This is a genomic window from Amycolatopsis sp. NPDC026612 (assembly GCF_040638285.1).
Taxonomy (GTDB): Bacteria; Actinomycetota; Actinomycetes; order Mycobacteriales; family Pseudonocardiaceae; genus Amycolatopsis.
In genome coordinates, this window is record NZ_JBEZYB010000085.1 from 1 (window position 1) to 12,723 (window position 12,723).

Consider the following 12,723-nt stretch of genomic DNA (forward strand, 5'->3'; position numbering starts at 1 on the left):
GCTGGGGGGGGGGGGTGGTGCTGGGTATGGCCCCGGCCGCGGCCAACAACACCCCCCCGCCCCCCCGGCCGGGGCCCGCCGGCCCCGCCCCCCCCCCCACGCCCGTTCCCGGTTACACCGCCCAGGTCGTGGACGAGCTGGGGAACCCGTTGCCCGACGGGGAAATCGGGCCGCTGCGCGTGACCGGGCCGACGATCGCGCTGGAGTACTTCGGTGACCCGGAGAAGTCCGCGCGGACGTTCGACGGCGACACGCTGACCTCGGGTGACCTGTTCAGCCGCAGCTCCGACGGGTACTTCCGGCACCACGGCCGGGCCGACGCGCTGCTCAAGGTCGGCGGCGTGTTCGTGGCGCCCGGCGAAATCGAGGACTGCCTGCTCGGCCACGCCGCCGTGGTGGACTGCGCGGTCGTCGGCCACGCGGCCGGCGGCCTGGTCGTGCCGCGCGCGTACGTCGTGCTGCGGCCCGGCTCCGCGGTGTCGGCGGAAGACCTGAAAGAGCACGCGAAAGCCCACCTGGCCAAGCACAAGTACCCCCGAGAGGTGGTCTTCATGACCGAGCTCCCCCGCACCGCCAACGGAAAGCTCGACCGGCGCGCTCTGGCGGCCCGTCCGTGAGCCGCTTGGTGGTGGTCACCGGCGGCACCCGCGGCATCGGCGCGGCGATCGCGGACCGGTTCCGGGCCGCGGGTGACACGGTGCTCGCGCCGGGCAGCGCCGAGTGCGACGTCACGGACGAGGAAGCCGTCTCGGCCTACTTCACGTCGGCGGGGCCGGTGGACGTGCTGGTGAACAACGCCGGCGTTTCGTCCAGCGCCCCGGTTGCGCGGACGTCGCTCGAGGACTGGAACCGGCAGCTGGAGGTCAACGCGACCGGGGCGTTCCTGTGCACCCGCGCGGTGCTGCCGGGGATGCGCGAGCGCGACCGCGGCCGGATCGTCACGGTGGCGTCGACGGCGTCGCACGTCGGCTACCGCTACACGGCCGGCTACACGGCGTCGAAGCACGCGGCGGCCGGGCTGATGCGGGCGGTGGCGGCGGAGCTGACCGGCACCGGCGTCACGGCGAACGCGGTCTGCCCGACGTGGGTCCGCACCGACATGACGGCATCCTCGGTGGCGCGGATCGCTTCGCGGACCGGACGTGCCGCTTCCGAAGCGGAGTCCGCGTTGGCGGCGGCCTCCGCGCTCGGCAGGCTGCTGGAACCCGCGGAGGTGGCGTTCGCCGTCTCCTTCCTGGCGGCGCCCGAAGCGGCCGCGATCAACGGCCAGACCCTCGTACTCGACGGCGGAGGAATCCAGTCATGAGCCCGTTCCGCGCGACCGCACCGCTGACGGAGGAGTGGGAGCACTTCGAGTTCACGGTGGCCGACGGCGTCGCCACGGTGACGCTCGACCGGCCGGAGAAGCTGAACGCGCTGACGTTCGACGTGTACGCCGACCTGCGCGACCTGGTCATCGAGCTCCCGCAGCACGAGGACGTCCGGGTACTGGTGATCACCGGCCGCGGCCGCGGGTTCTGCTCGGGCGGCGACGTCGAGGAGATCATCGGCGAGCTGCAGAAGTTCGAGACGGCGGAGCTGCTGGAGTTCACCCGCATGACGGGTGCGGTGGTGAAGGCGCTGCGCGAGTGCCCCCTGCCGGTGATCGCGGCGGTCAACGGGGTGGCGGCGGGAGCGGGCTCGGTGATCGCACTGGCCAGCGACTTCCGGGTGCTGGCGCAGTCGGCGAAGTTCGCGTTCCTGTTCACGAAGGTCGGGTTGGCGGGTGCGGACATGGGGTCGGCGTACCTGCTGCCCCGGCTGGTCGGCCTCGGCCGGGCGACGGAACTGCTGATCCTCGGCGACAAGGTTTCGGCTTCCCGGGCGTCGGAGATCGGCCTGGCCACCCAGGTGGTGCCCGACGAGGAGCTGCCCGCGGCGGCTTCGGCGCTGGCGCGCCGCCTGGCGGACGGCCCCGCGCTGGCGTACGCGACGACGAAGGTGCTCCTGACGCGCGAGCTGGACATGGACCTGGGCAGCGCGATCGAACTGGAGGCGATGACGCAGGCGTTGCTGATGACGGCGAAGGACCACAAGGAGTTCTACGCGGCCTGGTCCGCCGGGCGGGAGCCGCGCTGGACGGGCCGTTGACGGGCCGCCGTCGGGTTCGAGGCGGCGCGATCACGGGCGATCCCCGGCCGGGAACCGCGCTCATCGGGGGTGACGCGCGCCCCCTCTCCTCGTTCCGGAGCCCCCACTCCAGGTCACTTTCACGTGAAAGCTACGCCCGTGCCAAAGGCGTAGCTTTCACGTGAAAGTGCCGCTTTGGGCGTGGTAGTGCGTCAGGGGACCACTTCGCCCAGCCCGATCAGGTTGCCTTCACTGTCGCGGAACCACGCGGCCCGCTCCCCGCTGCCCTTGCTCGGGTAGTTGCCGCGGATCTCCATGATGCTGCCGCGCATGCCTTCGTACTCCTCGAACACCACGCCGCGCTCGCGCAGCACGGCGACCGTCGCTTCGAGGTCGTCGACGTAGAACGCCACCTGCGTGAACGACGCGTCGGACGCTCCGGCCGAGGTGTACAGGCAGAAGACGCCCGACGCACCTTCGTAGCGAAGGCCGCCTTCGCGTTCCTCGACCGCCTCGAGGCCGAGCTTCTCGGCGTACCAGCGCCGGGCGCGGGCCAGGTCCTGGGTGGGGATGCGCGCTTCGATCCGGACGTTGCTCAGCATCACCCGATGGTAGGTGTCAGCGCGATCGCCGACTCCGCCAAAGAGCCGAAGTACAGCTGCCCCCGCCACTCGCGGACGCCCACCAGCATGGAGAACCCCGCGATCTCGCCGCGCAGTTCCCGCGCAACCGTGCCGTCCGCCGCGACGCCCAGCACCCCCACCTCGCGGCCGGGGCGGGGCTGCAACGACGTCGGGAGCGCCCGGATGCCCGCCCGCAGGAAGGCCGGCAACCGACGGACCACGTCCAGGGCCGGCACGCGCGGGGATGCCTGCGTGACCCAGATCAGCCCGTCCGTGCCGGTCGAGATGTTGTCCGGGAAGCCCGGCAAGCCGTCGAGGAAAACGTCGGACCGGCCGTCGCCGAGCCACACGCGTGACACCCGGCACGCGCCGGTCTCCGCCACCGCCACGAACGACTCGTCCGGCGCCAGCGCGACGCCGTTCGCGAACTGGAGGCCGTCGAGGAGCAGGTCGATCGAGCCGTCCGGGGAGCGGCGCAGCAACCGGCCGCCCGCGGTCTGCTCGATCAGGTCGCCGCGCCAGTCGTCGATGCCGAAGCGGCGCGAGGAATCCGTGAAGTAGACGGTCCCGTCCGCGGCCACCGCCGCGTTGTTGCAGAACACGAAGTCCAGGCCCAGTGCCGACGTCGCCAGTGCCGAAACCGCGCCGCCGGCCAGCGGCACGACCAGCAGCCCGGCCCGCGCGTCGCAGATCAGCAGTTCGTCCTCGCCGTACAGCTCCAGGCCGAGCGGACGGCCGCCGGTGTCGGCGATGACGTCGATCCGGTGGCCGTCGGGGGACAGCCGCAGGATGCGCCCGTCGTCGACGCCGGTGTAGATCCGGCCCTCGCCGTCGACGACGACGTCCTCCGGGCCGTGGCCGTTCACCGGGATGAGGGTGACTTCGCCGAACCGCACCGAGTGCCTCCTACCGGTAGGTGAGCAACGACGCCGCATCCGCCTCGAAGTGCGGGTGCTCGTTGAAGGACAGGAGCGTGACGCCGCCGCGGCCGGCCACCAGCTTCGTGATCCCGCCGTTGACCGTGACGCGGTTGAGCTTGAGCAGCCCGGCTTCGGGCGTTCCCATGAGCAGGCCGCAGAGCGTGCGATCACGCCGCCGGAGGTGAACACGACCGCGTGCTCACCCTTGCCCAGCGCCGCCACCAGGTCGGCCAGCGCGCCGCGGCACCGCTCCCGGAACGCGGGCCACGTCTCGGCGCAGGGCCCGGCGGCGCCGGCCGACGTCCACGCCGCCAGCGCCGCGTCGAGAAGCCCTTGGTAGGCCCGGGAATCCTCCTGCGGGGCGCCGCCGGCGTGGTGCCGCGCGATGTCGACGTGGTCGTACTCGTTCCAGCGCGGGTCCTCGGCCACCGGGACGTCGCTGCCGAGCACCTTCAGGGCCGTGGCCGCGGTGTCCCGTTGCCGCGCGAGCGATCCGGACCGGGCCTGGCTGAAGGAAACGCCGCGCCGCAGCAGTTCCGCACCGACCACAGTGGACTGTTCGAAGCCGTGCGGGGACAGCGCGTCGTAGTCCGCCGCGCCGAACGACGCCTGTCCGTGCCGGATCAGGTAGATCGCGCCCACTGGACCCGTCCCTTCGCGATGATCTCGCGGCAGCGCCAGTCCAGGTACCCGACGAACTGCCAGAAGTCCTTGAACGCCGGGTTGCGGGTGGCGCCGTCGCGGTACCGCCGGTAGAGCTGCTGGAGCACCGCGGCGAGCCGGAACAGGCCGTAGACCTCGTAGAACCGCCAGTCGCCGATCGAGAGCCCGGCCTTCTCGGCGTAACGCGCGACGAACTCCTCGCGGGTGAACATGCCGGGCAGGTGGGTCGGCTGGCGGCGGCTCGCGTGCATGGCGTCGTCGTCCCCGGCCTGCACCCAGTAGGCGAGCATGCTGCCCAGCTCCATCAGCGGGTCGCCGAGCGTGGCCATCTCCCAGTCGAGGACGCCGGTGATGTTCAGCGTCGACGGGTCGTCGAGCACCAGGTTGTCGAGCCGGTAGTCGTTGTGGATCAGGCAGATCTTCACCTCGGCGGGCTGGTTGTCCGCCAGCCACGCGCGCACCTCGGCGAAGTCGCCGACGTTGTCGGTGCGCGCCGCGACGTACCGCTCCGACCAGCCGCGCACCTGCCGCCCCACGTACCCCGCGCCCTTGCCGAGGTCGGCGAGCCCGGCCTGCCCGACGTCGACGGCGTGCAGGTCCACCAGCCGGTCGACGACCTTGCCGGACAGCTCGCGCGCCTGCCCGGCGGTCAGCGTCATCCCCCGCGGCAGGTCGCCGCGCAGGATCAGGCCGTCCAGCTTCTCCATGACGTAGAAGTCGCCGCCGAGCACGGCCGGGTCGTCCCCGAACGCCACCATCCGGGGCACGTACGGGAACACCGGCTTCAGCGCGTGCTGCACGCGGTACTCGCGGCGCATGTCGTGCGCCGACGCGGCTTTGTGCCCGGCGGGCGGGCGGCGCAGGATCAGCTCGCGATCGGGGTAGGTCAGCAGGTACGTCAGGTTGGACGCGCCGCCGGGGAACTGCCGCACCTGCGGCGGTTCGGCCCCGAGGCCCTCGGTCTTCGCGCTCAGCCAGGCGTGCACCGCGGCGACGTCGAAGGCGTCCTCCGCGTGGACGTCGACCGTGGTGTTCGTGTTCATGCGAACTTCCGCAGCAGCGCGGCCGGCACGAGACGCATGACGACGCTCAGCGGCACCCACGGCCACGCCGGGACGTAGGCCCGGGCCCGCTCGGCCTCGATCGCCTTGGCCAGCGCACTGGCCCCGTGCCCGGCCTTGGCCAGCAGGGGGTTCCGGCCGATGCGGTCGTTCATCTCCGACTCGATGTAGCCGGGCCGGACGTCGGTGACGGCGATGCCCCGGGGCTTCAGCTCGATCCGGGTGCCGTCGACGAACGCCGAGATCCCGGCCTTCGACGCGGCGTAGGCGGTGAGCTTGCCCGGGAACGGGCGAAGCGCGCTGAACGAGGAGATGACGGCGAGGTGGCCGGCGCCCTGCTCGCGGAAGATCCCGGCGGCGGCCTCGATCTGGGCGGCGGCCGCGACGAAGTTGACCTCGAGGGTCTGGCGGTTGGCGTCGAACCGGCCCGTACCGACCCGCTGCCCCTTCCCGAGCCCGGCGTTCACAATCACCCGGTCGAGGGACCCGAGCTCGGCGCGGAACTCCTCGAAGACGGTGAACACGCGGTCGTGGTCGGTGACGTCGAGGGTGCGCGTGACGACCTTGATCCCCGGGTGCGCCGCGGTCAGTTCGGCGGCCAGTTTTTCGAGCCGCTCGGTGCGCCGCGCGCACAGCGCGAGGTTGCGCCCCTTCGCCGCGAACCGGCGGGCCATGCCTTCGCCCAACCCGCTGCTGGCGCCGGTGATCAGGATGTTCTTCCGGAGGACCATGGCCAGAACTTACAACGGCGCGAAGCGCCTCCGTTGCGGGTGGGGGTCGGGAGTACCCGGTGGTAACAAGACCGGTGGCCCGGCGCTGGGGGCGTCGCCGGGCCACCGGTCATCGCGCGGCCACACCGGCCGGTCGCACAACGCGGCCGGGTGAACCGGAGCCGGAACCGCTTGCGCGGCCGGTCGCACCTGCGCCCGGGCGGGCCGTGAGGGGGAGGCGGAGCCACCGGCGCAGGCAAGTCATGAAAGCGCGTCGGCCCAGGCCGGGGCAATGGTTCACAGTTGCCAGTACTAGCCCGTTCGCCCGAGCGGGCCGCCCGGCGACCCCGCCGAAGAGGGGCACGGAGAGCGCCGGGAATCCTGCTAACGTGCTCCGTGTCGGGGATCGTCGGGGGACGGCACGGGGCGGGTCGGGATTTCAGCAATGGCGGGCAGCACGGCGGGTGACGGCCAGGAGAGTGGGCGCACCGCGTTCGCCATCGAACTGCGCGCGGCCATCGCCACCAGCGGGTTGTCGCTCGACCGGATCCAGGCGCGGCTGCGGGCCCGCGGCGTCGTCGTCAGCGTCACCGCGCTCAGCTATTGGCAGTCGGGCAAGCGGCAGCCGGAGCGCCAGAGCTCGCTCTCGGCCGTCCGCACGCTCGAAGAGATCTTGGCCGTCCCCGCCGGGTCCCTGCTCGGGCTGCTGCCGCCGCCCCGGCCCCGCGGCGGCGCCGGGAAGCGCCAGGCCGGCGGTGAGCCGATGTCGTTCCCGCGGCAGGTGCTGCAGCCGCTGCTGGACAAGGTGGGCGCGCCGCACGCACTCGACCGCCGGCAGCCGCTGAAGATGGTCGGGCTGCACGACCTGTGCGAAATCGCCGAGGACGGCGGGCAACGCGCGGTGACCGCGCGGGCGGTGTTCCAGGCCGCCGCGGACGGCCAGGACCGCTGGCTGCTGGTGTACACCCAGGACGATCCGGCGGCGGGTGCCCCCGAGCTGCACGCGGTGCGCAACTGCCGGGTCGGCCGCGCCGAGATCGACGAGGAACACGGCCTGATCGTCGCCGAGCTGCTCTTCGACCAGCCGATCAACCGGGGCGAGACGCACCTGATCGAGTACACGCTCACCAACGGCGGGCCGCCGTACCCGGAGTGCCGCAACACCCACTACCGCGAGTTCCGCCGCCCGGTGCGCGAGTACCTCCTGGAGGTCCGGTTCGCGCCGGGCACCGCACCCGGCCGCTGCTGGCAGTACTCCCGCGACGGCGCGAACGGCGCGCTCGCCCGCCGCCCGCTCAAGCTCGACGGCGCCGACGGCGTCCACGCGGTGACGTTCGACTTCGGCCCCGGCGTCTTCGGCATCGACTGGGACTGACTCAGCCCGGGTGGGCCGCCGCGAACGTGGCCAGTTCGGTGCGGTTCGCGACGCCGAGCTTCGCGTAGACGTGCGCCAAGTGCGTCTTCACCGTGCCGCGGCTCATGAACAGCCGGGTGCCGATCTCGGGGTTGGTGCACCCCGCCGCGGCCAGCTTCACCACCTCGAGCTCGGTCGGCGTCAGGCTGCCCCAGCCGCTCGACGGCCGGCCGCGGGTGCCGCGGGTCCGGCGCACGAACGCCACGACGTCGTCGAGGCCCATCGGCGGCTCGGCCGTCGCCAGTCCGAGCGCGGCCAAGCCGGCCTGGTCGGCGGGACGGCGGGGAACGCCCAGCTCCGTCCGGGCCTGGGAAGCCGACGCGAACACGCGCGCGGCGTCGCTCGCGCGGCCGGTGCGGGCGAACAACGTCGTCAGCGCGTCGAGACTGGCCAGCAGCCCCAGCCGGAGGCCGTGGCCGAGGCGCAGGTCCAGCGCTTCGTGGTGCAGGTCGGCGGCCTGCTCGGGCGCCGCCAGGTAGCCCTGCTGGTCCAGGGCGTCGGCCAGCAGCGAGGGCAAGGCCCAGCGGCGGGTGAGGTCGACGGCGATGGCCAGCACCTCCACGGCCTCTTCGGTGCGGCCGAGCGCGCGCAGCACGGCGCCGCGCTCGGCCAGCCCCTGCGCTGCCATGTACGTCCCGGGCACCGCTTCGCGCTCGAACCAGCGCAACGCGGCTTCGAGCTCGCCGCGCCGCCGGTGCAGCTCGCCCAGCACGCCCGCCATGCCCGGCACGAAGACGTCACCGGCGGTTTCCACCAGCCGCAGGAACGGCTCCATCACGCGGAACCCGGCGTCGACGTCCCCGGCCACGCAGTGCACCAGCGCCAGCCGGCACAGCGTCGTGTTGACCCGGTGGAAGTCACCGAGCGGCGCGGCCACGTCGACGGCGCGCTCGGCGAGTTCGCGGGCCCGCGGCAGGTCCGCCGCGGCGAGGGCGATCCCGGACCGGACGCTGAGGACGGTCGACGCCAGGCCCCGGTCGCCCCGGCTCAGCAGCCCTTCGGCCGCTTCGTCGAGCAGCGGCGCCGCCTCGTCGTAGCGGTCGCGCGCGAACCGGACGATCCCGCGCAGCATCAACGCACTGTCCCGCGCGAAGCCGTCTCCGGCGACTTCGGCTACCTTCGCGGCTTCGACGGCGAGCTCCCAGGCGGTGTCCAGGTCCGTGTACAGGTGGCCGAGGGCGGTCAGGGAAACACACCGGGCACGCAGGCTCGCGTCGCCGAGTTCGGTGGCGAGGTCCAGGCCCTGCCGCGCGGCTTCGACGTCGAACGGCGCCGTCGTGTCCGCCACCAGGCCGATCCCGGTGAGCAGCCGGGCCTGCAGCGACGTCCGGTCTTCCGGGCACCGGACGACCGCGCGCTTCAGGTAGGCCAGGCCCTCGTGGCCGCGGCCACGCAGGTTCCACAGCCACGCGACGGCGGCGGCCAGCCGGCGGCCGCGGGTCGGGTCGTCCTGGTCCAGCCCCCATTCCAGAGCCGCGCGCAGGTTGTCGCGCTCGGGCTCCACCCGCGCCCGCCAGGCGTCCTTGTCGCGGTCGAGATCGGGCTCGGCGGCTTCGGCCACGGCCAGGTAGTGGTCGAGGTGGCGGTCGCGGGCGGCGGCGGTCTCCCCCGCTTCGGCCAGCCGGGCCGCCGCGTACTCGCGGAGCGTCTCCAGCAGCCGGTACCGGCCGCTTTCCGCCAGCACCAGGGACTTGTCGACGAGCCGGCCGAGTGCGGGCAGCACAGCCGGGCCGCCCGCCGCGTCGAGGGTGAACCCGCCGGCGAACACCGCGAGCCGCCGGAACAGCGCGCGGTCTTCGGCTTCGAGCTGGTCGTGGCTCCACGCGATCGAGCCTTCGAGGGTCCGCTGGCGTGCCGGCACCCCGCGCGGACCGCGGGTGAGAAGGGCGAACCGGTCGTCGAGGCCGGCGTCGATCTGGTGCGGGGCCAGGGTGCCCAGCCACGCCGCGGCCAGCTCGACGGCCAGCGGGATGCCGTCGAGCCGGGTGCAGATCGACCGGACGGCGGCCGCGCTGGAGGCGTCCAAGGTGAACAGCGGCCGGACCGCCCCCGCGCGCTCGACGAACAGCGCGACGGCTTCCTCGACGGCCAGCGGCGGGACCCGCCACACCGTCTCCCCCGGCACGTCCAGTGGCTCGCGGCTGGTCGTCAGCACCGCGACCTCGGGACAGGTCCGCAGCAGCTCGACCGCGACGTCGGCGGCGCCCTCGAGGACCTGTTCGCAGTTGTCGAGGCAGAGCAGCGCGCGGCGGTCGCGCAGCTCCGTCGCGACCGAGCGCGCCGCGCCGACGTGCGGCTCCACCGGCACACCGAGGGTCGCGGCGACCAGATCGGCGACCTCGGCACGCCCGGTCACCGCGTCGAGCTCGACCCACCAGACGCCGCCGGGCCACTCCGCCGTGGCGGCGACCTGCGCGGCCAGCCGCGTCTTGCCGCTGCCGCCGGGGCCGGCCAGCGTGACGAACCGGGTCCCGGCGAGCTGCCGCCGCACCTCGAGGACCTCGGCCTCGCGGCCGACGAACCCGGTCAGCTGCACGGGGAGGTTGTTCGGGACCGTGTCGAGCGAGCGCAGCGGCCGCGGATCGGGCGGCTCGCCGAGTTCGAAGACCCGCTCGGGCGCGGTGAGGTCCGGCAGGCGGTGGACGCCGAGGTCGTGCAGGACAGCGGCGTCGCCGAGGGCCGCCGCGGTGCGCGCCGACACGAGGACCCGGCCGTCCTCCGCCAGTGCGCGCAGCTGTTCGCAGCGGCGGACGGCGGGCCCGGCAGGCGTGCCGTCGTCGCGGATCAGCACGTCCCCGGTGTGCACGGCCGCCGGGCCGCCGGCCAGGGCCGCGAGCGCCTCGGCCGGGGTCGCGAAGACGACCGGGGCGGCGTCGCCGGCGCAGAGGATCGTGACCGTGCCGGCCGGGAGGAGTTTCGTCGCAGTCATGGCCCGGCCAGTCTGCCAGTGGATCTCGGCCAGGTGGCCGATGTCCGGCCACTCGATTCCTGCGACTTTCGAAGCCGTGGAGACGTTCGAAGAGCTGCTGGCCCGCTGGCGGGACGCCGACGCCGACGGCGACACCGAAGCGCTGGCACCGCTGCTCGCCGACGGCTTCCGTGGCGACGGCCCGGCCGGGCGCGTGCTCGGGAAGGCCGGCTGGCCCGGCCGCACCCCGGCGGGCACGTTCCGGTGGACGCGCCTGCAGGTGACGCCGTCGGTCGGCGTCGCGACCGGGCACCGCGACGGCGTCGCCTGCACGGTGGTGGCCGAGCGCCGCGACGGGCGCTGGCTGGTCGTCAACGTGCAGCGTGGCTCATGACACCCGGTTTTCGGGGGGTCCGGGTGGCGAAGCCCCCGGCCCGAGGCGAAGCCTCGGCTATGACAGCGCTTATGACAGCTTGGTGCGCAGCACCTTCCCGGTCGCGTTGCGCGGCAGCTCGTCCAGGAACTCGACGTCCCGCGGCACCTTGTAGCGGGCCAGGTTCGCCTTGACGTAGTCGCGGACGCCCTCGACGTCGAGGTCCGAGCCCTCGGCCCGCACCACGAAGGCCTTCAGCCGCTGCCCGAACTCCGGGTCCGCCACCCCGATCACCGCCGCCTCGATCACGTCTTCCCGCTCGACCAGCAGGTTCTCCACCTCGATCGGGAACACGTTCTCGCCGCCGGAGACGATCATTTCGTCGTCGCGGCCGTCGATGAACAGCAGGCCGTCCTCGTCGAAGTGGCCGACGTCGCCGCTGGAGAGCAGGCCGTCGATGATCTCCTTGTGGCGGCCGTCGGTGTAGCCGCCGAAGCTCAGCCCGCTGCCGACGAACACGCGGCCGGTGACGTGCGGTTCGGTGATGGGGCGGCCCTGCGGGTCGTACAGCGCCACCTTGCAGCCGACCGGCGCGCGGCCGACCGTGCCCGGTGCCTTCGCCCAGTCCGCCGGCGTCGCGACCGTCGCCACCGCGACCTCGGTCGAGCCGTAGAGGTTGTGCACGACCGGGCCGAACGCTTCGTGCGCCCGGTTGCCCAGGTCCGGCGAGAGCGCCGAGCCGGCGACGAAGATGATCCGCAGCGCCGACGTGTCGTACTTCCGCCGGACGTCCTCCGGCAGGTCGACGATGCGCTGCAGCATGGTCGGCACCAGCACGAGCGCGGTGCACTTGTGCTCGGCGACGCCGCGGAGCGCTTCCTCGGGGTTGAACTTGCGCCGCATCACGACCTTCGAGCCGAGCGCGAACGACAGGATGAACTGAGACAGGCCGGTGCCGTGGAACAGCGGCGCGCCCATGTAGGTGGCTTCGTTGGACCGCAACGGGATCCGGTCGAGGAACTGCGCCGACGCCAGCGCGGAGGTGTGCGGCCGCGGCGCACCCTTCGGCGTGCCCGTGGTGCCGCTGGTCAGCAGCACGAAACCGCCGGGCTTGGCCGGTGGGGGCCACGGCCGGTCGTCGGTGCTGGCGATGATCTCGTCGAGCACCGGAACGGTCCGGTCGGTCAGGTCGGAGCCCGGTTCGACCCACGCGAGGTAGCGGTCGACGCCGTCCGGGATCGCGTCGAGCAGGCCGGTGAACTCCTGGTCGTAGACGAGCGCGGTGACGCCTTCGCGCTCGGCCACGTCGGCCAGCTGCGGCTTGGCGAACCCGGTGTTCATGAGCAGCAGGCGGACGCCGAGCTTGCCCGCCGCGGCCATCGTGAGCACCAGGCCGCGGTGGTCGCGGCACAGCGCGGCGACGACCTGGCCGGGCTCGATGCCGCGCTCGGACCAGGCCCTGGCCAGCGCGTTCGACTGGTCGTCCAGCTGCTTGTAGGTGAGCGGACCCAGCTCGTCGACGATGCCGACGGCGGCCGGGTCGCGGCGGGCGGAGATGTGGTTGGCACCGGCGAACGGGCCGTACTTCCGCAGCGCGACCAGCGAGCGCACGCCCTCGTCGAGCCGGGGGAAGGGAACGAGACCCGCCCGCCGCATCACGTCGACGCTGCGCACCGTCTCGGCCACCTTGTCCGCCACCGTCGTGGCGAGCGCGACCAGGCTCATCCAGGCACCTCCGTTGCTGCGGGAAGAGAGCCCACGCCGACGGGGGCGTACCGGCGGTATGGGGGCTACCGGAGAGTAAACCAACCGTACGCCGAACGCACCAGCCCGCAAGCGAGCGGAACCCGGCGAGGACATCCGGGGCATCGCCCCAAGCCGAGAGCTCCGCCACCCGAGCCCCCTGAAAATGGCAGTGACATCTGGGGCTTCGCCCCAAGTC

The 12,723-nt window shown here is 73.2% G+C and carries 11 protein-coding genes and 1 pseudogene; 5 read left to right on the top strand and 7 right to left on the bottom strand.

The features are described from left to right. The first annotated feature begins 128 nt into the window (after positions 1-128). The 3 genes from AB0F15_RS38565 to AB0F15_RS38575 are packed head-to-tail and all read left to right on the top strand — an operon-like array spanning position 129 to position 2,130. Positions 129-617 carry a hypothetical protein gene (locus AB0F15_RS38565; protein ID WP_360281644.1) on the top strand — a complete coding sequence of 163 codons (489 nt, stop codon included), beginning with the start codon at positions 129-131 and terminating at the stop codon, positions 615-617. Then, positions 614-1,306: an SDR family oxidoreductase gene (locus tag AB0F15_RS38570; RefSeq protein ID WP_360281646.1), complete on the top strand. Its 693-nt coding sequence runs from the start codon at positions 614-616 to the stop codon at positions 1,304-1,306. Before AB0F15_RS38565 ends, AB0F15_RS38570 begins: the two co-directional genes overlap by 4 nt. After that, positions 1,303-2,130, top strand: a complete 828-nt coding sequence (locus tag AB0F15_RS38575; protein ID WP_360281648.1) for an enoyl-CoA hydratase family protein — start codon at positions 1,303-1,305, stop codon at positions 2,128-2,130. Before AB0F15_RS38570 ends, AB0F15_RS38575 begins: the two co-directional genes overlap by 4 nt. Before the next feature lie 191 nt (positions 2,131-2,321). Here AB0F15_RS38575 and AB0F15_RS38580 read toward each other — a convergent pair whose 3' ends face one another. The 5 genes and pseudogenes from AB0F15_RS38580 to AB0F15_RS38600 form a co-directional block, all read right to left on the bottom strand. Beyond that, complete coding sequence (locus AB0F15_RS38580) at positions 2,322-2,711, bottom strand: VOC family protein (protein WP_360281650.1); 390 nt, start codon at positions 2,709-2,711, stop codon at positions 2,322-2,324. After that, positions 2,711-3,628, bottom strand: a complete 918-nt coding sequence (locus AB0F15_RS38585; RefSeq protein ID WP_360281652.1) for an SMP-30/gluconolactonase/LRE family protein — start codon at positions 3,626-3,628, stop codon at positions 2,711-2,713. Before AB0F15_RS38585 ends, AB0F15_RS38580 begins: the two co-directional genes overlap by 1 nt. Before the next feature lie 10 nt (positions 3,629-3,638). Continuing rightward, positions 3,639-4,294 (bottom strand): annotated as a pseudogene (locus tag AB0F15_RS38590) (histidine phosphatase family protein). Then, positions 4,276-5,358, bottom strand: a complete 1,083-nt coding sequence (locus AB0F15_RS38595; RefSeq protein ID WP_360281654.1) for a phosphotransferase family protein — start codon at positions 5,356-5,358, stop codon at positions 4,276-4,278. The pseudogene AB0F15_RS38590 and the gene AB0F15_RS38595 overlap by 19 nt, the downstream one beginning before the upstream one ends. Beyond that, complete coding sequence (locus tag AB0F15_RS38600) at positions 5,355-6,107, bottom strand: SDR family oxidoreductase (RefSeq protein ID WP_360281656.1); 753 nt, start codon at positions 6,105-6,107, stop codon at positions 5,355-5,357. The genes AB0F15_RS38595 and AB0F15_RS38600 overlap by 4 nt, the downstream gene beginning before the upstream one ends. 424 nt (positions 6,108-6,531) lie before the next feature. On the opposite strand from AB0F15_RS38600, the gene AB0F15_RS38605 reads away from it, so the two are divergent. Next, positions 6,532-7,461 (top strand): hypothetical protein, encoded by a 930-nt coding sequence (locus AB0F15_RS38605; protein WP_360281658.1) that lies wholly within the window; start codon positions 6,532-6,534, stop codon positions 7,459-7,461. A 1-nt stretch (position 7,462) separates the two neighbouring features. On the opposite strand, the gene AB0F15_RS38610 is transcribed toward AB0F15_RS38605, so the two are convergent. Then, positions 7,463-10,429 (bottom strand): LuxR C-terminal-related transcriptional regulator, encoded by a 2,967-nt coding sequence (locus tag AB0F15_RS38610; RefSeq protein ID WP_360281662.1) that lies wholly within the window; start codon positions 10,427-10,429, stop codon positions 7,463-7,465. Between the two features lie 76 nt (positions 10,430-10,505). Between AB0F15_RS38610 and AB0F15_RS38615 the strand changes: the two genes are divergently transcribed. Further along, entirely contained in the window at positions 10,506-10,802 is a 297-nt protein-coding gene (locus AB0F15_RS38615) for a nuclear transport factor 2 family protein (RefSeq protein ID WP_360281664.1), read from the top strand. Positions 10,803-10,871: 69 nt separating this feature from the next. Here AB0F15_RS38615 and AB0F15_RS38620 read toward each other — a convergent pair whose 3' ends face one another. Next, positions 10,872-12,506: an acyl-CoA synthetase gene (locus AB0F15_RS38620; RefSeq protein ID WP_360281666.1), complete on the bottom strand. Its 1,635-nt coding sequence runs from the start codon at positions 12,504-12,506 to the stop codon at positions 10,872-10,874. Between the last annotated feature and the right edge of the window lie 217 nt (positions 12,507-12,723).